Annotated in this window: 25 protein-coding genes; 10 read left to right on the plus strand and 15 right to left on the minus strand. The window is 41.9% G+C overall.

Going from position 1 to position 24,377, the window contains the following annotated elements:
• Nucleotides 1-47 precede the first annotated feature (47 nt).
• The 4 genes from rfbC to NXG61_RS04170 all read left to right on the plus strand — a co-directional run bounded on the left by rfbC (nucleotide 48) and on the right by NXG61_RS04170 (nucleotide 3,908).
• Nucleotides 48-617: a dTDP-4-dehydrorhamnose 3,5-epimerase gene (rfbC, locus tag NXG61_RS04155; RefSeq protein WP_196604073.1), complete on the plus strand. Its 570-nt coding sequence runs from the start codon at nucleotides 48-50 to the stop codon at nucleotides 615-617.
• A gap of 32 nt (nucleotides 618-649) precedes the next feature.
• On the plus strand, nucleotides 650-1,543 hold the full coding sequence (locus NXG61_RS04160; RefSeq protein WP_307223241.1) for a hypothetical protein: 894 nt from the start codon (nucleotides 650-652) through the stop codon (nucleotides 1,541-1,543).
• Between the two features lie 45 nt (nucleotides 1,544-1,588).
• Complete coding sequence (cobD, locus tag NXG61_RS04165) at nucleotides 1,589-2,671, plus strand: threonine-phosphate decarboxylase CobD (protein WP_307223238.1); 1,083 nt, start codon at nucleotides 1,589-1,591, stop codon at nucleotides 2,669-2,671.
• A gap of 190 nt (nucleotides 2,672-2,861) precedes the next feature.
• Complete coding sequence (locus NXG61_RS04170) at nucleotides 2,862-3,908, plus strand: aldose epimerase family protein (RefSeq protein WP_307223237.1); 1,047 nt, start codon at nucleotides 2,862-2,864, stop codon at nucleotides 3,906-3,908.
• Between the two features lie 55 nt (nucleotides 3,909-3,963).
• Here the strand turns inward: NXG61_RS04170 and NXG61_RS04175 are convergent, their stop codons facing one another.
• Together NXG61_RS04175 and modD are read right to left on the minus strand one after the other, a co-directional pair.
• Nucleotides 3,964-4,389, minus strand: a complete 426-nt coding sequence (locus NXG61_RS04175; protein ID WP_307223235.1) for a hypothetical protein — start codon at nucleotides 4,387-4,389, stop codon at nucleotides 3,964-3,966.
• A 28-nt stretch (nucleotides 4,390-4,417) separates the two neighbouring features.
• Nucleotides 4,418-5,266: a ModD protein gene (gene modD, locus NXG61_RS04180; RefSeq protein WP_307223233.1), complete on the minus strand. Its 849-nt coding sequence runs from the start codon at nucleotides 5,264-5,266 to the stop codon at nucleotides 4,418-4,420.
• A gap of 111 nt (nucleotides 5,267-5,377) precedes the next feature.
• Between modD and NXG61_RS04185 the strand changes: the two genes are divergently transcribed.
• The 3 genes from NXG61_RS04185 (at nucleotide 5,378) to NXG61_RS04195 (ending at nucleotide 6,745) form a co-directional block, all read left to right on the plus strand.
• Nucleotides 5,378-5,548, plus strand: coding sequence for a hypothetical protein (locus NXG61_RS04185; RefSeq protein WP_307223231.1), 171 nt, complete (start codon nucleotides 5,378-5,380; stop codon nucleotides 5,546-5,548).
• Between the two features lie 199 nt (nucleotides 5,549-5,747).
• A complete protein-coding gene (locus NXG61_RS04190; RefSeq protein WP_307223229.1) occupies nucleotides 5,748-6,317 on the plus strand; it encodes an SDR family NAD(P)-dependent oxidoreductase in 570 nt (189 codons plus the stop codon).
• Nucleotides 6,318-6,385: 68 nt separating this feature from the next.
• Nucleotides 6,386-6,745, plus strand: coding sequence for a hypothetical protein (locus tag NXG61_RS04195; RefSeq protein WP_307223227.1), 360 nt, complete (start codon nucleotides 6,386-6,388; stop codon nucleotides 6,743-6,745).
• Between the two features lie 291 nt (nucleotides 6,746-7,036).
• On the opposite strand, the gene dhaL is transcribed toward NXG61_RS04195, so the two are convergent.
• From dhaL to NXG61_RS04250, 11 genes are all read right to left on the minus strand, one after another.
• Nucleotides 7,037-7,678 carry a dihydroxyacetone kinase subunit DhaL gene (gene dhaL / locus NXG61_RS04200; RefSeq protein WP_432748973.1) on the minus strand — a complete coding sequence of 214 codons (642 nt, stop codon included), beginning with the start codon at nucleotides 7,676-7,678 and terminating at the stop codon, nucleotides 7,037-7,039.
• Nucleotides 7,675-8,679 (minus strand): dihydroxyacetone kinase subunit DhaK, encoded by a 1,005-nt coding sequence (locus NXG61_RS04205; RefSeq protein WP_432748974.1) that lies wholly within the window; start codon nucleotides 8,677-8,679, stop codon nucleotides 7,675-7,677. Before NXG61_RS04205 ends, dhaL begins: the two co-directional genes overlap by 4 nt.
• Nucleotides 8,680-8,689: 10 nt before the next feature.
• Entirely contained in the window at nucleotides 8,690-9,562 is an 873-nt protein-coding gene (locus NXG61_RS04210; protein WP_307224087.1) for a sugar phosphate isomerase/epimerase family protein, read from the minus strand.
• A 96-nt stretch (nucleotides 9,563-9,658) separates the two neighbouring features.
• Entirely contained in the window at nucleotides 9,659-10,348 is a 690-nt protein-coding gene (locus NXG61_RS04215; RefSeq protein WP_307224085.1) for a D-lyxose/D-mannose family sugar isomerase, read from the minus strand.
• Between the two features lie 29 nt (nucleotides 10,349-10,377).
• Nucleotides 10,378-11,247 (minus strand): ketose-bisphosphate aldolase, encoded by an 870-nt coding sequence (locus NXG61_RS04220; protein WP_307224083.1) that lies wholly within the window; start codon nucleotides 11,245-11,247, stop codon nucleotides 10,378-10,380.
• A 121-nt stretch (nucleotides 11,248-11,368) separates the two neighbouring features.
• Entirely contained in the window at nucleotides 11,369-12,451 is a 1,083-nt protein-coding gene (locus NXG61_RS04225) for a PTS fructose transporter subunit IIC (RefSeq protein WP_307224081.1), read from the minus strand.
• 24 nt (nucleotides 12,452-12,475) lie between these two features.
• The gene (locus NXG61_RS04230) at nucleotides 12,476-12,787 is read right to left on the minus strand and encodes a PTS fructose transporter subunit IIB (RefSeq protein WP_307224080.1); all 312 of its coding nucleotides are present in this window, start codon (nucleotides 12,785-12,787) and stop codon (nucleotides 12,476-12,478) included.
• 12 nt (nucleotides 12,788-12,799) lie between these two features.
• The gene (locus NXG61_RS04235) at nucleotides 12,800-13,258 is read right to left on the minus strand and encodes a PTS sugar transporter subunit IIA (protein WP_307224078.1); all 459 of its coding nucleotides are present in this window, start codon (nucleotides 13,256-13,258) and stop codon (nucleotides 12,800-12,802) included.
• Nucleotides 13,259-13,414: 156 nt separating this feature from the next.
• Nucleotides 13,415-14,926 (minus strand): BglG family transcription antiterminator, encoded by a 1,512-nt coding sequence (locus tag NXG61_RS04240; RefSeq protein ID WP_307224077.1) that lies wholly within the window; start codon nucleotides 14,924-14,926, stop codon nucleotides 13,415-13,417.
• 323 nt (nucleotides 14,927-15,249) lie between these two features.
• Nucleotides 15,250-15,714 carry a chemotaxis protein CheX gene (locus NXG61_RS04245; RefSeq protein WP_196604057.1) on the minus strand — a complete coding sequence of 155 codons (465 nt, stop codon included), beginning with the start codon at nucleotides 15,712-15,714 and terminating at the stop codon, nucleotides 15,250-15,252.
• Entirely contained in the window at nucleotides 15,705-16,565 is an 861-nt protein-coding gene (locus tag NXG61_RS04250) for a response regulator (protein WP_307224075.1), read from the minus strand. The genes NXG61_RS04245 and NXG61_RS04250 overlap by 10 nt, the downstream gene beginning before the upstream one ends.
• Before the next feature lie 218 nt (nucleotides 16,566-16,783).
• Between NXG61_RS04250 and rfbB the strand changes: the two genes are divergently transcribed.
• Nucleotides 16,784-17,800 carry a dTDP-glucose 4,6-dehydratase gene (rfbB, locus tag NXG61_RS04255; protein ID WP_196604055.1) on the plus strand — a complete coding sequence of 339 codons (1,017 nt, stop codon included), beginning with the start codon at nucleotides 16,784-16,786 and terminating at the stop codon, nucleotides 17,798-17,800.
• A gap of 247 nt (nucleotides 17,801-18,047) precedes the next feature.
• Here the strand turns inward: rfbB and NXG61_RS04260 are convergent, their stop codons facing one another.
• Entirely contained in the window at nucleotides 18,048-18,359 is a 312-nt protein-coding gene (locus NXG61_RS04260; RefSeq protein WP_196604054.1) for a hypothetical protein, read from the minus strand.
• A gap of 366 nt (nucleotides 18,360-18,725) precedes the next feature.
• Between NXG61_RS04260 and NXG61_RS04265 the strand changes: the two genes are divergently transcribed.
• Both NXG61_RS04265 and NXG61_RS04270 read left to right on the plus strand, forming a co-directional pair.
• Complete coding sequence (locus NXG61_RS04265; RefSeq protein WP_307224072.1) at nucleotides 18,726-19,976, plus strand: efflux RND transporter periplasmic adaptor subunit; 1,251 nt, start codon at nucleotides 18,726-18,728, stop codon at nucleotides 19,974-19,976.
• The gene (locus NXG61_RS04270) at nucleotides 19,973-23,107 is read left to right on the plus strand and encodes an efflux RND transporter permease subunit (RefSeq protein ID WP_307224070.1); all 3,135 of its coding nucleotides are present in this window, start codon (nucleotides 19,973-19,975) and stop codon (nucleotides 23,105-23,107) included. The genes NXG61_RS04265 and NXG61_RS04270 overlap by 4 nt, the downstream gene beginning before the upstream one ends.
• A gap of 44 nt (nucleotides 23,108-23,151) precedes the next feature.
• On the opposite strand, the gene NXG61_RS04275 is transcribed toward NXG61_RS04270, so the two are convergent.
• Nucleotides 23,152-24,369, minus strand: coding sequence for a multidrug efflux MFS transporter (locus NXG61_RS04275; RefSeq protein ID WP_307224068.1), 1,218 nt, complete (start codon nucleotides 24,367-24,369; stop codon nucleotides 23,152-23,154).
• Nucleotides 24,370-24,377 lie beyond the last annotated feature (8 nt).

Genomic DNA, 24,377 nt, shown 5'->3' on the forward strand with positions numbered 1-24,377 from the left:
GTTGTTTTGCAGCATAGGCGCTGATTTGAAAAGGGAGCTTAGAAAAAATGAATGTAACAGAGACGAAGTTAAAAGATGTTTATTTGATAGAACCGAAAGTTTTTGGCGATAATCGAGGCTGGTTCATGGAAACATATTCCTATCGTGTTTTGGAAAAATATGGCATAAAAGCTCAGTTTGTGCAGGATAATCAATCATATTCAGCACCGAAAGGCACGCTCAGGGGACTGCATTTTCAAAATCCGCCAATGACACAGGCAAAACTTGTACGCTGTACAAGCGGCGCAATGATGGATATTGCAGTCGACATACGTAAAGGATCGCCTACATATAAAAAGTGGATCGCTGTGGAGCTGTCAGCGGAAAATAAACGTCAGCTTTATGTACCGCGTGGTTTTGCCCATGGATTCGTGACGATCAGCAATGATGTGGAAGTACAGTATAAGGCGGATAATTACTATGCGCCCGAAACAGAAGGGAGCATCATTTATGATGACCCCGATATCGGCATTACATGGGAAAACTGGAATAACGGCGAATATACATTTTCCGCAAAAGATAAGACGGCACCGTGCTTTAAGGATTTTGAAACACCGTTCATTTATGGACAGTACTAAATCCTGACAGGGAAAAGACAGGGGGAGAGAGCTTGACGGTATCGGTAAAGGTGCCAGGAGCATGCGGGGAATTGGTGCAGGGTGTGGCAGATGGTATTCCTTTTCTCGTTACCTGTCCAATCAACATGTGGTCAACAGCGGCTGCGTCTGTTAAAGAGCATAATGAAAAAATTGCTTTGAAGGAAAAAGCCGCACATGCGCTTAATATGGTATGCGAGAGATTTGCACTTGATAAAGCGGAGATCGCCGTCAGTCTTACTTCCCAATTGTTGAGAAGCAAGGGGATGTCCTCCAGCAGTGCCGATATAGCAGCTGTTTGCAAGGCGGCAGCCCTTTTACAGGGGAAGAATCCTACAGAAGCGCAGATCGCAAAGCTGGCGGCAGAAATAGAACCGACTGACGGCGTGTTTTGCAGAGGAATAGTAAAGTTCAATCACCTAACGGGAGATATATTGGAGTATCTGGGGGAACCGCCGCCTGTAAAGATATTGGTATTTGATTGCGGCGGAAAAGTCGATACCGTTGTCTTCAACCAGCGTGGTGAATTGCCTCAGCTCAACGAAGAAAAAGAAAAGCAGGTAAAAAAAGCATTCGAGCTTGTCGCGTATGGCATAAAATATAAAGATGCAGAGGCGCTGGGGGCGGGTACGACAATAAGTGCCATTGCCAATCAGCATATTCTGTATAAGGAAGATCTGGCCGATGTAATTGAAATCGTAAAAAAATATAAGGGAACGGGGATCAATATAGCACATAGCGGTACTTTGATCGGAGCTATATTTACTGAACGGGAGAATGCAGAAGTGATGCGCGGCTGTGTGGAGGCAATCAGGAAACGATGTCCGTACACAACGTATTTATTTTCTACGGAACTCGTGTCCGGCGGTTTTTTTTACGGCGGGGGAAAAAGAATAAATTCGATTTGACGAATTTTTAACTGTACAGGCAATATAGAAGGGAGCGCAGCGTATATGCCAGACCAATTTGAACACGGCGGGGCTGTTCATGCGATCAGTGCGACAACAGGAAAACAGCAGCTGGTTGATTTCAGTGCCAATATCAATCCTCTGGGACTCGGAAAAATGGTAAGACAGGCTGTAGAAGAAAATATAGAAAACATAATTCATTATCCTGATGTTGATATGTTTTTATTGAAAGAGAAAATAGGGCAGCTGTATGATGTTGATCCGGAAAGCATAATAATGGGAAACGGCGCAGTTGAGCTGCTGTATATATTATGCCGCGTTCTTGAGCCGAAAAATGTATTGCTGCCTGCGCCGACTTTCAGTGAGTATGAAAGAGCGGCAAAGAGTGTCAATGCCAATGTTCAATATTTTTTTCTAAAAGAAAGTGATAACTTTGAACCGCAGCTGCAAAAGCTGATCGTTGCAATGAAGGATAAAAATCTTTTATTCCTTTGCAATCCGAACAATCCTACCGGAACCCTTTTTACTGTACAGGACCTGACACTTATTGTGGAACACGCGGAAGCAAACAGCTGCTTCGTCGTCATAGACGAATCCTTTGTGGATTTTATCGGCAATAAAGAGGAATTTTCGACAAAACCTCTTTTAAAAACATGCCACAATCTGTTAATTCTTCACTCATTGACAAAATTTTTTGCTCTGCCGGGACTGCGTCTGGGATTTGCGGCATGTCCTGATAAGGAAGTAATAAGAAGAATGCATTTGAGCAAAGATCCGTGGAATGTCAATTGTCTGGCGCAGAGTGCCGGTATCGCCGCACTGCTGGATAAAACGTATCAGCGCCGCAGCCGCAGCTATGTCCGCAGTGAAATAAATTATTTATATGATGAACTGAGTCAGATGAAAAAACTGAAGATTTATAAACCGTCGGTAAATTATATTCTTATCAACATACATGATACGAAAATGACTTCGGCGCAGTTTTGCGGGAAAATGCTGGAGAAAAATATCCTTATAAGAGATTGTGCCAATTATCCGGGATTATCCGATGATTTTATCCGTATTGCCGTAAAAACGCGTGAAGAAAATGATATTCTTCTGGATGCGCTTGAACAGATATTGGAATGAGATGATTATTTTTGCTTAGTTCCTTGACATCAAGGACGTTCACACTTGATATTAAGGAATGAAGCAAAAAGGATATAAAAGATAATGAAAAAGGTTTTAGTGAAAAGATTGAATTGACATAATTTAGAAAAAAGTGGTATGCTTTCTTTATTAAAGAAAAGGTTTACAAAAAATATATGGGGGCGGAAAAATGACTATTGAAAAATGTTCATTCGGGCAGACAAGTGATGGTAAGGCAGTTGAACTGTATACGATAACGAATAAAAACGGAATGCAGGTCGCTGTATCGACTTTTGGCGGAGCCGTGCAAAAAATACTTGTACCGACAGAAAACGGTAAAATAGATGTCGTTTTGGGGTATGATAATGTTTCCGGCTATGAAGGACAGGATACATATATAGGGTCGCTTATAGGCAGAGTAGGGAATCGTATAGAAAAGGGCAGATTTATTTTAGAAGGGAAAGAGTACAACCTTTATCTGAATAACGGAAGAAATCATCTGCATGGCGGTAAGGTTGGGTTTGATAAAAAAATCTGGACAGTCGAATCAGCGGACAACAATAAAATAAGGCTCTCCTATGTAAGTGCGGATAAAGAAGAAGGATATCCCGGAGAACTTTCTATATATGTAAGCTATAAGTTGACCGAATGCAATACATTGATATTGGATTATAAGGCACATACTACAAAAGATACTCTCTGCAATCCTACTAATCACAGCTATTTTAACCTTTCAGGATACGACAGCGGCAATGTTGGGGAACAGACAGTACAGCTGTTTGCCGATGAGTATACTGCTGCCGACAAGGACTCAATACCGCACGGTGAAATTTTACCGGTGAAGGGAACACCATTTGATCTGCATGAGGCCAGACCTATTAAAAATGGCTGGGATGCGGATTTTGAAACTATCAGGGAAGCAGGAGGCTATGATCATAATTTTGTAGTACCTGAATATAATGGTAATTTGAAAAAAATTGCCAGAACACACAGTAATAAAACAAATATAAGCATGACCGTGTATACTACGCTGCCGGGATTTCAATTTTATACCGGCAACTACCTTGATCCGGCGGTAAAGGGAAAGAAGAACACACCAATGGAAAAACGTTCAGGATACTGCTTTGAAAGCCAGTATTTTCCCAATGCGGTCAATATTCCATCCTTTGTCACTCCGGTATTGAGGGCGGGGAATATTTATAAATCAACAACAGCTTACCATTTTGACGCAAAATAAAATAATACTGCATAAAAATACGAGATGGCAGAAAAGTGCCGTCTCGTATTTTTAATTACTGGCTGAGTTCATCACAGGTCACATCCGAATCCATCATCTGGCAGCCGTCCAGATTATCGTTTCCATAGGCATTTAAATTAATGATTTTGGCCAGTTTGTCAACGTTGAAGCCGACAATTTTTTGCCCGTTTATTTCCATCAACGGACGCCTGATCAAAATAGGTTCCCGGCAAAAAAGGGCCAAAGTGTCTTCTTCCGACAGGCTACAAGGAATCACCTTTCCCGATTTCACGGCCGGAGCGGACATATTAAACCATTCCCCGACAGGAAGATCTGAAAAATAAGGCCGTAATGTTTCCGGCGTCCAAGGGGTGGACAGTACCGAATGTTCATCAATTGTATGGCCGGAAGCACACAACAGTTCCTTTTGCTTAAGGCCGCCCAGACAGCCGGGTTTTGTGTAAAATTTTACCAAAGCCATCAGTTTATGCTCCTTTTCAGTTATAACCTTATAATGTTTTTTCAATTGTTACCTTTATATCGACCGGTGTGCCAAAATATACGGAGGTAGTCGCTATGGCATCAATGCCAGCAGCGGCATATGCGGCAACGTTGCGGTGGTTGATGCCGCCGGCGGCGATGAGAACGAGGGAAGGCTTTGTCTGGCGTATATTTTTTACAAGAGGTTTCAATGAGTCCGGCGCAATTTTATCGAACTGGATACCGTCAACATCCAATTTTGCCATTTGTAAGGCTTCTTCCTCATTTTCCGCCTCAATGATTATTTTTTTCTCACAAGCGTTTATGCGCACTTTTTTGATTTTTTCGCTAAGTTCCTGAAAACTGACAAGAAAATTTGTGTGCTGTTTAAATATCAGTATTGTTTCAGACAGGCCGAGACGATGGGGAAACGCTCCGCCGGCGAGGATGGATTTCAACGTAAGCTCTTTTGTGCCGGGAAAAGATTTTCTGGTAGTGATGACGGATACAGCAGGGTCGACGGCCTTGACCGCATCAACGAGTGATTTCGTTCTGGTGGCGATACCGCAGCAATATTCGAGTATATTTTGGGAAATTTTCCAGGCCATATGCAGTGCCGCCGCGGAGCCGCGCGCCCGCAAAAATATTTTTCCTCTTTCGACACATGTGCCGCTGCCCAAAACATTATCTGTTTGTATATTCAGTTTTTTCATCAGACGGACTACTTCTTCCGTGCAAGCCAGACAGATGTCCTCATGTGACGAAAAATTTATTGTTCCGGCGGCATTGCCTATCTCCAGAAGCGATGTGGTTAAATCCAGATACGGGATATCTTCGCGGATAAATTTCTCTATGATGTTATCGCTTATGTAGAGCATGGGTGCAGCTCCTTTCGGTAGAAAATTTGTGACACATGAATTTTCTTTCATTATATGTGTGGGACATGAGAAAGTCAATGCGGAGCGATAAGGTGGCATGGTAGTGTTCAAATGGGCAACTTACTTATGTGGGACAGAGAAGAGGAACTACTCAAAAAGCTTCCGGATAAAATATTAAATTCCATTGCTCATGGTGCGACTATGGCGCTTGTTAAGTTTTGGTTGTTTAGTGAGGTAAAACCGGATGATGTCACTCTTGATGCGGGAATAGATGCCATATAGGATGCTATAAAACGTTAAATTTTTTCTCCTCATAGGAATGAACGTTCATTTCTATGAAGAGAAAAAATTTATAAACATTTAGATTCAGGCAGTATGAAAAAGATAAGGAGGGATTTTGTCATGGAAAAAAATTCTAAAAAATCATCGCCGGTAAAATTTCTGCAGGCGGCTCCAGGCAAAGCGTCAGAGCCTGGATGTTTTGATCAATAATGCCGCCGTGATGGCGCTGCCGGAACGTAGGATTACTGCCGATGGTTTTGAGATGCAGTTCGGCACGAATTTTCTTGGACCTTTTGCATTGACTGCGAGGCTACTGCCGCTTTTGCGCAACGGCAAAAATCCACGCGTTGTCACTGTATCAAGTATCGCTGCCCGCGATGGCGTCATTTACTTCAGCGATTTACAGGCAGAATTCAGCTATAAACCGATGAAAGTTTACGGACAGTCGAAGTTAGCAGACCTGATGCTGGATTTTGAACTGCAACGCCGCAGTGAGGCCAATAAGTGGGGCGTTTCGAGTTTTGCGGTACACCCGGGTGTTTCACGGACGAATCTTATTCCTAACGGGGCGGGATCGTTGAGCGTTTCCGGCCTTATGCGGATCTTTTTGTGGTTTTTGTTCCAACCGGCATCCCAGGGCGCGTTACCGACGTTATTTGCTGCTACTTCACAGAACGCCAGAGCCGGCATCTATTATGGACCGAATAAAATGAACGAGACGCGCGGTTTTCCCGCTGCCGCGAAGGTACCGCCCCAGGCGCAAGAATAAAAATTGCAGCACAACTGTGGGACATAGCCACAGAATTAACAGGGGTAACTTTTGAATAGGAGAAGTATATGCACAAAATGTTTATTTATGCAACGTATGGTTGGATGGTCTTCTGTGGCGCAATGCATATCATTATCGACGTAGTTTCGCAATATTTACGTGGAACTCGCCTGTCAGAGCCTGAAACAGCACTCTATTGGGGTTTGAATATCGCTTACGGGCTGGGACAGATTGTATTTGGAATGTTTGCGCTTTTAGTTGCCCGGCAGGCTTTCGAAGTCCTGAACCAGCGGTCCGCTATTGCACTTAGCTTTACCGCTGCGGCAGCTTGGTTGGTATTCGGATTTTTTTTCATTGAGTATAGCGAACCGAAAATCGTGATCGCGATATTTATTGCACTTCTTATTGCGGCTGTTCTGACAAAATAATCCATAACAGGGATTCATATGGGAGAAAATTTTCAATCATGCAGGCTTTTCAGCAGACTTTACCGCCTGGATACTTGAAAAATTTTAAATGTATCGCATCGACTTGTTACGATAGTTGTCGTACAGGTGGGGATATTGCGATTGATCGGGTAACCTATGATTTTTACCATTGGTTATCCATAAGGTATTTACCAAAAGGACAGGTTGTTGACATACAGGACAAATACACAAAAGACTGCACATAAGGTAGTGCAGTCTTTGAATGCAGCTTAGAAGTTTTTTTATATCATTCTACTCCAGAAGTCCGATAATGGCATCACCCATAGCTGTCAGCAGCAGCCGGCAGGATACCGAACCAGCATCGGGCACGCCGATGCTGCGCTCGCCCAGTCGGCTGGCTCTGCCGTATCTGGCCTTAAGCTCTCTGGTGGAATCGCTGCCGGCTTTTGCCGCAGCTTTCATTTTTATCAGGGCTGTCTTAAAGTCTTCCTTTTTCTCGGTGCTTTTTCTGAGGCTTTCAAGTGCCGGAGCGAGCGTATCAATAAGGGTTTTATCGCCGGGGCGGGCTTCGATTATTTCACTGAGTTTGCTGTATCCTTTTTCGATCATCGCTGTGAGATCCGCCAGGCTTATCTTGGTCAGCCGGCTGCCAGCTTCACCCATTCCGATAAACAATGTGCCGTATATCGGCCCCATAGAACCGCCGATTTTATTCATTAAGGTTGTTCCCAGTTTTTCGAGTCCTTCATTGAAGCTGAGTTCTTTGTCTTTATATTCCTTCTCAAACAGAGAAAATCCTTTGTTCATGTTTATACCGTGGTCGCCGTCACCGATCAGTCCGTCAATATCGCTTAGATGTGTTTTGTTCTGTTGTATGCTCCGCACCATTGCCAGCAGGATAGGACGGCCTTTTTTATTATCAAATGCTTTCATGAGCAGACTCCCTCTTTAAGCCCCATACTGCAGGCAGGCATATCGATGAGCTCCTTTAGTTCGTCGTCGAGCTTCATCATTGTAAAGGTCGCTCCTTTCATTTCCAGGGATGTGAAATAGTTGCCGACATAGCTTTTATAGATTTTAATTCCTTTTTGCTGAAGCAGTTTTTCAATTTCATTGTACAGTACATAAAGCTCCATTACCGGGGTCGCACCCAGTCCGGAAACAAGCACGGCAGTCTGATCACCTTCTTTGAAAGGATAATCTGGAAGCACTATATTGACCATTATTTTGGCAATATCTTCGGCTGAACCAAGAGGTTCTACTTTCATGCCGGGCTCTCCGTGATGTCCTATACCGATTTCCATCGTTGAAGGTTTTATTGCAAAGTTAGGATGGTCGGCAGCCGGCAGTGTGCATGGAGACAGGCCTATACCGACACTTCGGGTAGAATCCACGGCTTTTTGCGCTGCGGCTATTACCTCGTCAAGCGAAGCACCCTGTGCCGCTTTGGCAGCACCGACCTTCCACATAAAAATCTCTCCGGCCACACCGCGGCGTTTCTCCCGCTGGTCTGCCGGAGCTGATGCCACATCATCATTGGCAATTACGGTCTTTATGGCAATTCCTTCTTTTTTTGCCATAGCAACAGCCATTTTGACGTTCATATTATCACCGGAGTAATTCCCGTAGAGACAGGCCACGCCCTTTTTCTGATCGGCGACTTTGGCCGCGTCAAGAAAAGCGGCGGCTGTAGGGGAGGAAAATATTTCGCCGACAGCTGCGGCATCGCACATATTTTTGCCCACATAGCCGATAAAGGCAGGTTTGTGTCCGCTGCCGCCGCCGGTTATTATCCCGACCTTGGCTCCCGGGATGTTCCTGGCTTTTATCACGCGAGGATTGGCAGTCGCTTCCACAATATCGGCATGTGCCTTTAAAAATCCCTCCAGCATTTCATTCACTATATTATCAGGGTCATTTATTATTCTCTGCATACTGTCCTCCTTAATAGGATTGTTCGGTGACCGTTTCATCGGCGATTTTTCTCAGATTTGCCAAGCCTTTTACGGCCAGTTCTTCTCCGGTATCAGCGAATTTTCGCCATATTGCGCACTGTCCGTTAAGTTCTTCAAAGCTGGGATCGAAGGATTCTATCACACAGGGACCGGTATAGCCGATCTCCTTCAGCGCTGTAAAAAATTCTTTAAAGGGAACAAGGCCCGTGCCCGGAATACCTCTGTTGTTTTCACATACATGGACATAGCCGAGATATTTTTTTCCGCAAATTTTTACTGCCCGAGTATAGCTGGTTTCCTCTCTGATCATATGAAAACAGTCCAGATGAACCGCCATATTTTCAGTGCCCACATCTTGGCAGTATTTTACACCGTCTTCAGCAGTATTGATAAAGTGGGTTTCAAATCTGTTCACGGGTTCAACGCATATTTTCAGACCGGGATGTACTTTGGCGGCATATTCGGCTGCTTCTCTCATCGAGTTTACAGAATTTCTCCATTCCTCTTCAGTTCGGGGCCTGCCCGTGAGACAGCCCCATCCAGCATAGTTGACACCGCCCAGTATTTTGGAACCTATTGCCTTATTGATATCAACCAGCTGTTTTAATGCTTGTATACCTTTTTTTCGTATAGCGCTGTCAGATGAAATAAGGCTGCTTTCTGCATTGAGGGTTGTTGAAGTCACAGGTTCAAGAGATGTTTTCGCTAATTCTTTTAAAACTTTTTCTGTCGGAAAGGTTTCAGGATGGGCTATTGCGAAATCAATTGCCTGAAAACCCAATTCTTCAGCCTTCTTTATTATCCAAAGGTCCTTTTCAGTGAATACTTCAGTCCATATGAATGTGTCCACGCCTATTCTCATTATTGTTCACTTCCCAAATCGGTAAAATTTTATAAACTCAATAACGGGCTGTTTTAAGCAATCACATAATATAAATATTGTCCGATGTATTTATCATTATAAATGTACATATTTTTTATAATCGTCGAAAACAGGATATCTGACAGGTTCATCCTCTTCTACGGCAGGGACCCAGGGGGTGTTGTCGTAGAACCGATTATCCATATTGTCGTCATTTGTTTTTGACACCTCAAAGACTGCGATATCGCCTGTTTCCGGAATGCCTTGCCATGAATGATATTGACGCGGCAGCAGCGTAATGCTCTGACCCGGTTTGAGCTGCACTTTGGATCCTGCACTGACAGTCAATTTTTTGCCGTCCAGAGTGATTGTGACATTGGTATCAGCAAAAGCCTCTTTTTCATCAGCATTGTATAAGGTCAGTTCCAAAATACCGCCGCCGCGATTTATAATGTCCTCCATTTTGGAAAAATGGAAATGATAGGGAAGCATTTGCCCGTCTGATACAAACAGCAGCTTTTCGCAATACGGTTTGGGATAGTTTTGAGGAGCTGATTGGCTGCCGTTTCTGAAAGTAAAGATACCTAAACCGCATTTATTGTAATTGCCTTTACCAAAATCTGTGATTCCCCATCCCAGCATGGTATCAACAAGTTCACATTCCTCTTTGCCCAGATTTTTCCAATCATTCAGTTTATAAAATGCGAATGGCGGCAGAGGGATATTGAAGTCTTTAGCTTTATCCATAATGTATTGTATGTGGCGGTTGATTTCTGAACGTTTCATAAATGATCCTCCTAAAATAAATGGATGTGTCAGTTTGTATAGTAGCAGCTACTTTTGCCCAGTGAATTGAACAGCTGCATTTTCTGCCTGATCGTTTTTCTGGTGGCCGCGATGCATTCGGGATAAATTTGATTGGGTTCGCGCACCTCCTGATCACTGAGTATTTCGCGGCATTTCTTATAGAAGGTATGCTTGATGTCGCTGGAAATATTAATTTTCTGAATTCCCGTTTTAACGGCCTGCGCAATTTCTTCATCAGGATTGGCCGAACCTCCGTGCAGGACAAGCGGAATATCAGTACGCTCAACAATTTCCCGCAGAATATTCATCTGCAGCTCGGGCTTGAAATTTGGCGGATAGATACCATGTGCCGTACCAATTGCCACCGCTAATGAATCAGCACCGGTACTGCTGATAAAATCGACGGCCTGATCCGGTTTTGTATAAATTATTTTTGTGGCACCTCCTTCAATGGAATTGCCCGTGTCTCCGATGGTGCCAAGCTCTCCCTCCACAGCGACACCGATTGGATGCATCAATGAAACAACATGTTTAACCAAGTCAATATTTTCTTTATAAGGCAGCTTTGAACCGTCAATCATCACTGAGTTGAAACCGGCATGAACAGCCCATTCAATGTCACTGAGGGAACTGCCGTGATCAAGGTGCAATACAAACGGAATGGGACTTGTATATATTCTGGTTAAGACATAGGAGATGAATTCATCAGTGACAAATTTCAGCTCGTCAGGATGAATGGCTATTATGGCAGGAGTTTTTGTGCTTTCCGCCTCTTCAGCTACCGCACGCATCAGCATGCTGGAAGATACATTGAAAGCACCTACGGCAAAATGATTTTTTTTAGCAACTTGAAGCATTTGTGGCATAGATATCAACATAGTGGAAGCTCCCTTCAGGATTATGATTGTTTAAAATAAAAATCTAAAAGACACTGATCAAAGGACATCATCGGCGGGCTGGGGAAATTTGGGGATTTGGCAAGTGCAACAGGCGGGATCATCAGCCGGAAATTTTGACATTTGATAAATCCAAGTCCTGCTCTTCTTCAGTTTCGGTAGTTTTTGCAGCTGGTTTTCGCTTCAGGAATAAGCAGCAAACCGCAAATATAAATGAACCAATCAGCAGTGCAGCGGTCCAGAGTCCAGGCTGGTTCTGGCCCGGGATAGTGAAGAAGCCGCCCCATACTATCGGGTTTGTGCATTCCCAGTAAAAAACCAGGGCTCCGTTGACTGCGGCACCTATGGCAGTGCATATGGTAATTCTGGCCAAGTCGTTGAGTATGATGGGGTAAGAACCTTCGGTTATCTGGCAGCAGCCCATGATGAATGCACTTTTTAGAGCATTGGCCTCATCGCCTGAAAATATGTCGCGCTTTACTGCACGGCTCAGGAAGTAGCAGATCGTCAGACCCAGGGGCGCTATCATTGAAGCGGAGATAAGCGCATTCATGGGGGTGGTATATCCTTCCGACATTAATCCGAGACAAAATACAAATACGACTTTGTTTATAGGTCCGCCATAGTCGACTGCAGACAGAATGCCAACCACTAAACCCAATATGAGTACAGATCCGCCTTGCAGTGTGGTGAGAGCATAGTTGATGAATTCCTGCAAGGCATGGATCGGGATACCGATTATATAACGCATGATCAACCCGATGATCAAAGTGGTAAGAAAAGGAAGAATGAGCATAGGTTTTATGCCTTCAAACCAGGCAGGCAATTTTATGGCGGTTTTCAAGTAAACGGCCAGATAACCGGCCAGAAAACCCGCAAGCAGACCGCCTAAAAAACCGTAGCCGTATTCTTTGCAAAGCACGCCGCACAGGAAGCCGGGGACAATTCCTGTCCTGTCGGCGATGGCATAAGCGATGAACATTGATATAAATACGGATAAAAGCCCCAGGCCGTCACCGCCCAGCGTGAAAAGGACATCTGCGATGCTTGTGTTTCCGCTGAAATCTTTTATGCTTTGGCCGCCCAGAATATTCCCGACAACCATAAGCATTCCGGCGCAGCAGACAAATGGAATTAGATAGGATATTGCAGTCATTAAATTTTTCTTAATATTAAGATTTTTCATTTTGCCAATCTCCTTAAACTTGTTTTAAGAATCAATATTTTCTTCTATGTGCTTTATAAGCTTTCCAGAAGAATGAACGGCTACTTCTGTGGGCACTTCAACTATTTTCTTGCCTGTAAAGCGGTCACGTCCCTTTATTGCGGTGTCAACGGCTAAAATGACAACATCGGCATTTTTGATCTCCTCCGAAGAAAGCTCGTCCTCGGTGCCTATTTGGCCCTGAGTTTCCATACTGATGATATGGCCTGCTTTTTGAGCAGCTTTAATCAATTTTTCTTTGGCTATATAAGTGTGTGCAACACCGGCGACACATGCAGCGATTCCGACAATATTCATGTTATCTCTCCTTTAATTCATTTTATTTGATAATAAACGGATGACTTCCGCTTTATCGTTTGTAGTGAGCAATTTTTCAAGCGTCTCATCATCAGCCAGCGCCACAGCGACCTGTGAAAGCAGTTTTAAATGGATAGTTGTTTTGTCAATGTTTCTTACAGCAAACAAAATTACTACGTGAACAGGAAGATTGTCATGAGATTCCCAGTCCAGATCATTTTTTGTTCTGCCTACGGCTATTGATGTGGTTCTTACAGCATTCGATTTTCCATGGGGAATTGCAATGTGACTGCCCAATCCTGTTTTTCCTTCGGATTCTCTGGCATATACATCTTTTATAAAAAGATCTGTATCACAGATGTTGCCGGTCTTGGCTAGGAGCTTTGCAAGTGTTTTTATAGCTTCGTTTTTATTTTTGGCGTTCATGTTGAGATCAATTAGGTCTTTGTTTAAAATTTTTTCAATTTTCATATTTGTGTCCTCCATGGAAAATTTATCCGCGCGCCGGTGCCCGGAAAAGAATATTCGTGTTTCTACAAATGGTGGATAGAGCGCGATCAAGCTCAGTATATGATGATTTGCAAAATTTCGACCGAAGTAAAAAACTTGTCAGGAATAAGAAATCATTTATATTATCTGCATAATTTGTTTTACTCTTACAATGTCAAAATCATTGAAAATGGCACTTACTACGACTGTAGGAATGTCTTTTTTGTTTTCTATTTTCACTGTTGAAAGAATCAGATCTGTATCCTGGGGATTAAACAAATGGGCATGACTGGCTGAGACTATATCCACTATTTTCCAGTCTGGAAAGGCTCTCTTTACGCGGGCAGCCAACAGATGGGATGTACCGACCCCGCTGGAACAAACAATTCCTACACGTTTTTGCTGAGTTTGCCGTTCCAGGGCGGCCTGAAAATATACTGCAATATATGATGTTTCGTCGTCACTCAGATTTTGAAAATCCGTTTTTAAAACTTGTTCATTCAAAGATTCCTCAACTGCTCGGTAAATCTGAGTGAAATCCTTTTTCATATCATTTTTTAAAGGATTGGAAATGAAAATACGGCTTTCTATACGTTTGGTAAGTGGACGTATATGCAGCAGCAGTGACGTTTTCAAAGTAATATCTTTTGATAAATTGAAATTTATTTTTGAGGAAACTTTTGAAATAAGCTCATCTACGAAAGCTGTTTCTTCATTGTGCGGAATATCAAATTTAACATCTGGTGGTTCTTGATTTGTATCTATGCGTGACGAATATAGGTATTGATAAATATAAAAAATCTCGTTTTCAGGAATTGTTTTATTCAGATATCTTTTCAATTCATTCATGATCAAGGTTGTGCAATGGGCAATTATTTTATTTTTATATTGATATTCGTTCAGGGAAGTTTTTAGACACAAACTGCTGTTGTTTTCCAATCGTTTTACAAGTATGAGAATATGAGTGAAAATATTAATGTAGTAGGGATCTTTTATTTTTCCGCATAATATTTGTTCAGCATTATCCAGCAGCAATTTTACAAATCGTATATCCTTATGGGAAAAAAATGAGTATAGTGCATGATCATCGGCAGTATCGCTGACGAATGAAAATATAGATTGATCACCGGAGGCAGAAAATAAATTGATTTTTTGCATCAGTAATTTTCGGATATTATCTTCAGTTCCTTCAATATGGGTACCGTTGCGTGATCGGATGAGCGAAAGGTCATATTGCAGTAATTCCTGTTCAAGTATATTGAGATCGTTCACGATAGAGGCGTTGCTTATGAAATATAACTCGGCCAGTTTGTTAATAGAAGTTTCTACGGGAGTCTGCAACAACAGTAAGACGGCAATGTTTCTGCGGCGCGTTTCTACGTCAATGCCGAGAAAAACATCCTTATGTTTTACTGGGTCAATAATATTTTTTAGTGATGAGGAATCGTCCAGATAGTATCCTTTGCCATGCTCCTGACGAATAAAATTTTGTGATTTGAATTTATATCTTATAGACTGAAAATCACGATATACAGTTTTTTCCGAGACACTTAAGATTCTTGACAGGCGGGAAGCAGTTGTATAGTCACCGGCCTTCAGTAAAATTGTCAATATTTTCTTTTCGCGCGCCGATAAAATATCCGATGTCATATAAATTCCTCCAATCTGCCATAAATACCGGCGGTATTTTTAAAGTCATTAAATTCTGTACATAATAATTTCTAAATATAGTATAGTTTATTTGGAAAATTATAAAAATACTAAATTATGTCAGAACAAAAAGACATTTTAGTATATAACTTTGTCTGTATGGCAATGTTCGTTTATTATGTATAATTGGGATTGATAATACATGTTATTATATGGAGCAGTATAAATTATTATGATTATTTCTGTATTATTGTTAATAAAAATGCTGCAATGAGCTGTTTTGGCTCATTGCAGCATTTTTGATTAACTGGAGATAATTTTTATTACATTAATCCGACATGAAGCTTTATAGGAATATTATCACACAGAAGATCGATGCTTATAGTTTTCGGAACAGGCAGGGTGACCTGGCATTCAGTATCACTCATTAAAAGAGTCGGCGGAGATATATCAAGACCTTCAACATCTATTTTGCTGAACTGAGTACATGCGTTGGCGCAGACCATATTGCCCATTTCCGATAGTGCACTTAAAGCAAGATCATTAAATTCAGTGACTTCCATGCCCATCATCATTTTTGCTGCGACTTTTTTTGCACTTTCTTTGTCCATTGTTATTAAAATTGCACCCTTTATCGAACCGACTACTGCTATATTGAGTAAAATGCCCTTATAAGAAAATAAAGGACCGGTCAATGAAAGACTGGTTTTTTCTACGTTTTGAATGCCAATTTGCGGTAAAATTTCTTTGAAAGCTGTCAGGACTGGATTGATGATATTTACATCCATAGTGTCGCTCCTTTTTTAAAGCCAACACCCAGAAATATATCGCCATAATCCGTTTTAGCCAGTGATTGCTCTATTTTTAAACTGGGGCTGACCAGCTCGGCGAGTTCACCATGGAACATACTGGGCGGAGAAACGCGCAGCCCAAGAGCTTTTTCTTTTTTATTGAGCATCGAACAGGCTCTCCCGCCGATTATATTGGCAAGCTCAGAAACCACAGCCAGCATTTCTTCGGAATTTTTTGGAGCGCGGTGCAGAATTGCTTTTGTAAGATTATTTGAAGTTTCAGTGGAAAGGTCCATGATCATTGTACCGGTATATTGTCCGGTTATGCCTATTATAGAAGTGATCCCTTTGGAAATATATGGTTCACTTATGGAGGAATTTTCGGCGAAGGAAAGCGGACTTTTTGCCATTCTTGTTATATTCTGGGAAAGTGCCTCTTTGAATGCTTCCAAACCTGTACGCAACAATTCTTCAAAAAGATTATCGGGGGAAAGGACCTTGTCTATAACTGAAAACAGCTCAGCAGCCTCGAATGGTTTTTGTACATAACCGGCTATGCCGATACGTTTGGCCTGCATTTCTGTTTCATAATCCTTCATAGAACTGGACAATATTATTTTAACATTGGGATCGTTGTGTAATAGGGCGCGGCTCACTTCAAAGCCGTCATGTCCGGGCATCGCTATATCCATGGTGACAATGTCGGGCTTTTTTCTATTGTACATTTCTACAGCAGTGTCGAGAGAATCAGCTTCAGCGATGACTTCATAATTTCCTTCACTGAAAATATCTGCAAGCAGTGTACGGGAAAATGGAGAATCATCTACTATCATAATTTTTACTGCCACAATATTGGCTCCCTTATAAATATATTTTCATAATATATTCGACAAAAAATATTAAAACCTTTTATTGTTTTGTGACAGAAAAGTATCAATGATTGTTTAAAATAGGGAATTGCGATCTCTGAGAAGAAAAATATCTTGCTGATTAAAAATACTCGTTATGGTAAAATATAGAAGTATATTGATTGCGATAGGCAATAATTTTGTAAGGAGCATTATTCATGAAAATATTAGTTACCGGTGGTGCCGGTTTTATAGGCAGCAATTTTGTTTATTATCAGCTTGACAAATATAATGATGAAGTAATATGCCTTGACTTGCTGACCTACGCAGGCAATCTGTCAACACTGGAAAGAGCACTGCAAAATGAAAAGTTTAAGTTTATAAAAGGCGATATAGCAGATAGAAAATTTATTTATGAACTCTTTGAGGCAGAAAAACCGGATGTGGTTGTCAATTTTGCAGCAGAAAGCCATGTCGATAGATCGATAGATTCACCAGAAATCTTTCTGCGCACCAATATAATGGGGACAGGCGTTTTGCTGGATGCGTGCCGAAAATATGGTATAAAGCGCTATCATCAGGTTTCTACGGATGAAGTTTATGGTGATCTACCGCTTGAAGCTGCTGATATGTTCTTTACCGAAACCACTCCTCTTCATGCATCAAGTCCATATTCAGCTTCGAAGGCATCGGCTGATCTTTTGGTACAAGCTTACTGCCGTACATACGGAATGCCGGTGACCATTTCCCGCTGTTCTAATAATTATGGACCTTATCATTTCCCGGAAAAACTAATTCCGTTGATGATAGCAAACGCATTTAATAATAAGCCTCTGCCTGTCTACGGGAAAGGTGAAAATGTGCGTGATTGGCTCTATGTAAAGGATCATTGTGAAGCGATTGATCTTATTGTCAGAAAAGGAAAAGTGGGAGAAGTTTATAACATCGGCGGACATAATGAGAGAACAAACCTGCAGGTGGTGGAAACTATATTGAAAGAATTGGGCAAGTCACGGGAACTTATTGAATTTGTCACAGACAGACCGGGGCATGACAGAAGGTATGCTATTGATCCATCGAAAATAAGAAAAGATTTGGACTGGCAGCCGCATACTTTATTCGACGAAGGGATAAAGAAAACGATAGATTGGTATATGCGGCATAAAAAGTGGTGGGAAGATATAATGAATGGTTCGTATAGAAATTATTACAATAAAATGTATAATGACCGTTGAAGATAGTTTTATCGGTGCAAATTAAAAAATAGGTGTATTCATTTTAACAAAGAGATTTTTGTCCGTTAATAATGGATTCTATCTATATATACTGGTGATGGTATACAAGTGAGCAAATTGATAAACTTGGCGGATAAGGCAATGTATACAGCTAAAAAGTTCGATAAGAATAAATATATGTTTGTTTCATAATACTAAAAAAGGTGCTGCCTGCAATAAAGCAGGAGCACCTTTTTGTTTGGATTTATTATCTTTTATTGCTGCTCATATTGTTGATAGGCGGTCTTTGCAAATCGTTATCTATTTTATACTCTTTGGTGAGGTTTCCGTCAACTTTAGTATAGGCGGTATTATTGTCAACCCAGCTTTCATAGATGTGCCCATTGATTTCTTTTTTGCTGTAGGAAGTGGGATTGGTGTCGGCTTCGCGATAGATGCCCTTTTCACTGCTGCTCATATTCGTAATCACAAAATTTGAATTTGCGGGACTTGCCTGTGCCGCCCCTGCAAGAGAAACCCCAAATAATACTGCTGCCAACATAAATAAATTCTTTTTCATTATAAACATCCTCTCGTATATATTATTTTATTATTTGATAACTTTTTGTTTGTGATATTATAATAATATTATACATAATAAAAGTAAAGTAGTAATTTTAATATTATTAAATATAAAATAGATACTAAAGTTTATATTCTTGATAAAAAAATTTAGAAAAAATTTATTTTTATGACATAGATTTGCAACAAATAGCTTATGCAGTGGTAATATAATATACAAAATAAAGGCAGTGATGCTATATAATGACAGTTAATGCTTCGGGACAGAAACATATAGATCAGTGTCTGTATGAACGATAAGGCAGATATCATATATTGCAATGTATTTTGTTTTGATAAAAAAAGCGAAGAGCGGAGAAATGTTATGCAATTGACTAGTCTGGCAAAAACAAAGAGAAGACGGATTATCATTATCGGTATTATTATGGCTGCGGGAATATCCTTTGTGGGAATATATCATTTATTTTATCAAAAGCAGGTACAAAATGAGAAAAAATTGGTTACAGCAGTGCATGCCGTAAGTGCTGAAAAAAAAGATCTTCTTAAAAATATTTCGCTTGTTGGGCAGACTGTGCCAAAAGCACAGGTAGATATTGCGGCAAAATATCCGGGAAAAATAGAAAACGTCAGCGCTGCACTTGGACAGCAGGTGTCATCGGGGCAGGTTTTGATCAGGGAAGATGCCGACGATGCGGCATTGACTGTTTCTGTTGACCAGCATGCGTATAATCAGGCAGTAGCTGATGCGAGAACAACACAAGTGCAGCTGAATGCAAATTATGATAAAGCAAAGGCTGATTATGACAAAGCGTTTGCAACATACCAGCGGAATAAAAATGTTTATGATGTAGGCGGGATTTCCGCGGACGATATGGATACGGCACAGCAGCAGGTGGAAGATGCCAGAGCCGCTTTAAATTCAATAGAAAATCAGATGGATGGAGGAACAGCGTCATCTGTCACATCAGCACAAGAAAATATCGCCAAGGCAAAAAGTTCTTTGGCAGCGGCACAGAAACAAAAAAATGATATGTATTTGACTTCATCGATAAACGGAACGATAGGTTATCGCCAGGTTGAAGCGGGAGATATGGTGACAGCTGGGCAGAAACTTTTGAGCGTATATGATAATAGTGTAATGTATGTGGATTATCAGGTATCGGAGCAGGATCTGCCTGCTTTTTCACTGGGGAATTCTTTGTCTGTGAATATCGAATCACTGAGCAACAGTTTTGACGGCAGTATTATATATATAAGTCCGACAATTGATTCATCGACAATGACGTATGTGCTCAGAGTTTCTGTAGAAAATCCCGACGGATTGCTCAGAGGCGGGATGTTTGCACATGCCGTGCTGAAAAGCATATTGCGCAGCAATGTAATAACGGTGCCGAAGGCAGCAGTAATAGCTAAGAATGGGAAAAATTATGTTTTTATCATTAATGCGGATAATACGGTAACACAAAAAGAAATTTCGGTCGGAGCATCGGGAGACGAGGATGAAGAGATCATCAGCGGGCTTTCAGACGGAGAAAATGTAGCCGTCGATAATTTGTCCCGTCTGAAGGATGGCATGAAAATAAATCCTTTGGGTGACGGGAGCGATGGGCAGTGAATATTACCAGGTACTGTATAAAAAAACCTATAGGGATTTCAATGATCGTTCTGTTTTTTGTGGTGCTTGGTCTGTTCAGCTTTTATCGCATCGGCGTGGAGCTGCTGCCTGCTATTAATATTCCCTATGTCACGGTGACAGTCAATTATCCGGGTGCTGACTCTGAAGAGATAGAGCAGGACGTAATAAAACCTCTGGAAAATTCGTTATCTTCTCTTACCAATTTAAAACATATGACAGCTGTGGCCAGACCGGAGAAAGCGCAGATCACTCTGGAATTCCAGTTTTGGACAAATATAGACGCTGCGGCCATTGATACCAGTCAGTATGTCAATGCTGTTTTAAATAAGCTGCCAAATGGTATCCAAACGCCGACAGTATTAAAGCGGGATGTTGACGCATTGCCGATTCTTGAGATATCGGTTTTGTCTGACAGACCGCTCGGAGAGGTTTATACTGTCGCCAATGATACTTTTGTTGAGCAATTGCAGCGTGCAGGCGGTGTTTCCGACGTTCAGCTCGGCGGCGGCAGAGATAAGGAGATAGCCGTTAATGTTGACAAAGATAAATTGGCATATTTTAATTTGTCGCTGGCGCAGATCGTTTCACGCATCGAACAGGAAAATGTAATGACTCCGGCAGGATCTGTATTTGATTCCCAGTCGGAAACGAATGTTCGTCTGACAGCGCAGTTCAAGTCCCCCGAGGAGTTGGCGGCAATACATGTGAATAATGGAAAAAATACGGCGATCCCTCTTTCGAGCATAGCCGATGTGCAGGAGCAGGATAAGCGGGTAACAAGATATGCAAGGACCAACGGGCAGGATGCGGTTTCCTTATCTGTATACAAAAACAGTGATGCCAATCTTGTGGATACTACAAAGGCTGTTATGCAGCAGCTTGATACTCTGCGGAGAGATTATCCGAATTATCAATTTGTTGTGATCACAAATTCATCCACCTATGTGGAAGACGCCTTGCATAATACCCTGGAAGCGCTGATTGAGGGACTTTTTACCACTGGGTTGGTATTGTTTTTATTTCTGCGCGGCTGGCGATCTACCATAGCTGTGCTCATAGCTATTCCTACATCGTTGATAACGACTTTTTTTATGATGTACGTGGCGGGATTTACATTCAATATGCTGTCCTTGATGGGGATGTCATTGTGTGTCGGTATATTGGTGGATGATTCTATCGTTGTTTTGGAAAATATCAACAGACATTTAAAAAAGGGAAAAAATGCTGAACAGGCAGCTGAGGACGGAAGAAACGAAATCGGTACGGCGGCGATAGCGATTACTTTATGTGATGTTGTTGTATTTATGCCGATAGCTTTTATGAACGGGATGACAGGTCAGTTTTTTCGACAGTTCGGCATGACAATAGTTTTTGCGACACTTTGTTCATTAGCCATATCATTTACTTTGACACCGATGCTGGCGGCACGATTTTATAAAAATGGGATTGGTGAGCCGCCGCAGGGTAAGTTATGGGATTTCTTCAATAATCTGGGCAATAAGATCATCATACATTATGGCAAAATATTGAACTGGAGTTTTTTCCATCCCAAAAAAATTACGGCTGCCGTAACAGTGATATTCTTGCTGGCTATCAGTCTCTACTATCCTCTGGGATTCATAGGCGGAGAATATATGCCGAAAACGGATGAAGGAAGTTTTCGAATAATGATGCAGTTTCCCGTGGGGCAAAATATCGATGCGACAAATGACAAAATAAGAGAAGCCGAAAATTATTTGATGCAGCAGCCCGAAGTCAAGAATTATTTGTCAAGCATCGGACAACCAGCAGGAAATTACGGTGCTGTGAGTGTGCAGCTGACAGACAAAAATACCCGTGAAAATATATGGCAGATCACGGATCGTGTGCGGTCATATTTGAAAAAACAATTTCCTGATGCCGCAGTTCAGGTCAATGTATCAGAAAATTCTATGCCAGGAATTTCAGGCGGTACAGGTACCGGTAATTCAGCGGGAAATACAGCGCCTATTCAGATAGAAATAAGCGGGAACGATTTAAATAATACAGTGCAGGCTTCATATAAAGTGCAGGACGCTTTGAATAATATTGACGGGATTAAAGATGTACGCAGTTCATATACAGAGGGAGCTCCTGAATTGCGGCTTGTTGTAGATAGAGAAAAACTGCGGTATTTCAATACTACTGCCAATAATATTCAGAATGTATTTTCCGGTGCCATTGCTGGATCACTGGCAGGATATTTGATGAATGATCCCAACAATGATCATCAGGATACCGATATATATGTAAGGTTAAAGGGAAGCGACGGGTTTAAAGAGTCGGACATACGCTCTATTCCGGTAAGTACGGCATCCGGTCTTATCCGGCTGGGCGATATTGCCAATGTAAAATACGATGCGGGGCCGGTGATGCTCCGGCGGGTCGATAAAAGAGAGGCTATAAATATTTCGGCCAATATAAGCGATGATCGCTCATTGCAGGATGTATTATCACAGATTTCCGCAAAATTGCCGGCGCAAAGTATGGGCAGCGGTGTTTCCTATCGGTTTACGGGGCAGGCGGACAACATGAGGGATACTTTCACGGAAATGGGGCAGGCCATAGCTTTGTCACTGCTTTTGGTATATATTCTTCTGGCGGTTTTATATGAATCATTATCGACGCCATTCATAAGGATGCTGTCTTTGCCGTTTGGTTTGATAGGAGCATTTTTCTTTTTGGCAGTGACAAAAAATACAATCAATCTGTATTCCCTGTTGGGAATTCTTGTCATGGACGGAGTGGTGGCAAAAAATGGTACTTTGCTGCTGGATTATACACTGACACTTATGCAGCGCGGAAAAAATGCGAGAGATGCGGTAGTCGAAGCGGCTAAAACAAGAATAAGACCTATCTTTATGACATCAATAACAATGGTGACTGGTATGCTGCCGACAGCGCTGGCCATAACACCCGGATCGGAAACGCGAGTGAGTATGGCGTGGGTGGTCATAGGCGGGCTTTTATCTTCTACCTTTTTCACCTTGGTCGTTATTCCGCTTATATTTGTATATTTATCGCAGGCTCATTTTTCAATAAGTTTCCTTTCGGCTTTTTGGCAGAAATTTGCAGTCAGCAAAAAAAAATGATATAAAAAAACAGCAGCCCTGATGATGAGCTGCTGTTTTTCTAGTCATACGGAGTGTGAAACTGCGCGGGAAAACTTCTCGTCAGCTTTTTTATAAACATATTCATGGACCCCTATGACATTAACAAGCAGAAGAAAACTGGTAGAAAAAAACAACATTCTTATGCCGAAATGTGCGGCTATCTGCCCGCCAAAAACGGAGCCGCAGAAAACTCCTAAAAATTGGGCAGTTTGATTATAACTGAACATACGTCCTGCTATCTCTGAAGGAATATTTTGCTTCAAGATAGTATTGATCGACGGAAGCATGGCGCCGGTGGCTATGCCTATAAGAAAGCGCAGCCCCATGAGCTGCCATTCATTTTGGACAAAGGCCTGTGGTATGAAGAGTATTGCTGCACAGATAAGAGCAATCAAAATCACTTTATGTGCGCCGACTTTGTCTGATAACCTGCCAAGCCAGGGTGCGGCCAGTATACTGGAAAGTCCGGAGGATGCGAAGACCAATCCGGAGATAAATGCCAGATGGTCTGTATGCGGGGATAAGGTGGATATATAGACTGTTATAACCGGTTCTATTGAGAAAAGAGCCATCTGGATAATAAAAGTGGTGACAAACATCCCGGCAATCAAAGATTTATCACTCAAAGATTGCCAAATATCGGTAAAAGACATGAGACTTTTTGCCGAAGGGGTAAAATCTTCGTGGACAAAGAAAAAAGTCAGGAGAAATGCGGTGAACAGTAAAAAACCCATTACAATAAAAATACTGCGTATTCCTAATATCTCTACGAGATAACCACCGATGAGCGGACCTAAAAGCATGCCGCTGACGGCACCTGTAGATAATGTACCCAGCGCCCAGCCAGCTTTGCCCTTTGGCGATTGCGTGGCAATCAGTGTTATGGAACCGGAGTTATAACCGGAGATGGTTCCCATCAGTATGCGCAGACCGACCAGTTGATATACTGAATTTGCCAGACTGATGCTCCCTACAACGATGGCCATACCGAAGCTTGCTCTTAAAAGCATAGGTTTTCGTCCATATTTGTCAGCTAATTTTCCCCAAAACGGAGAAAAAAAGGCCATGACAAATGTCGTACTGCCAAAAGCGATTCCCGACCATGATTCGATATCGGCCAGGTTGTGTATACCCAGCTTTTGGATAAAAAGAGGCAGTATAGGCGCAACCTGGCTCAGTGCTGAGGAAGTGGCAAAGGAACCCAGCCAGCAGATAAATAAATTTCGTTTCCAATTTTCCATGATAGCAC

This window comes from Pectinatus haikarae (assembly GCF_050916305.1).
GTDB lineage: Bacteria > Bacillota > Negativicutes > Selenomonadales > Selenomonadaceae > Pectinatus > Pectinatus haikarae.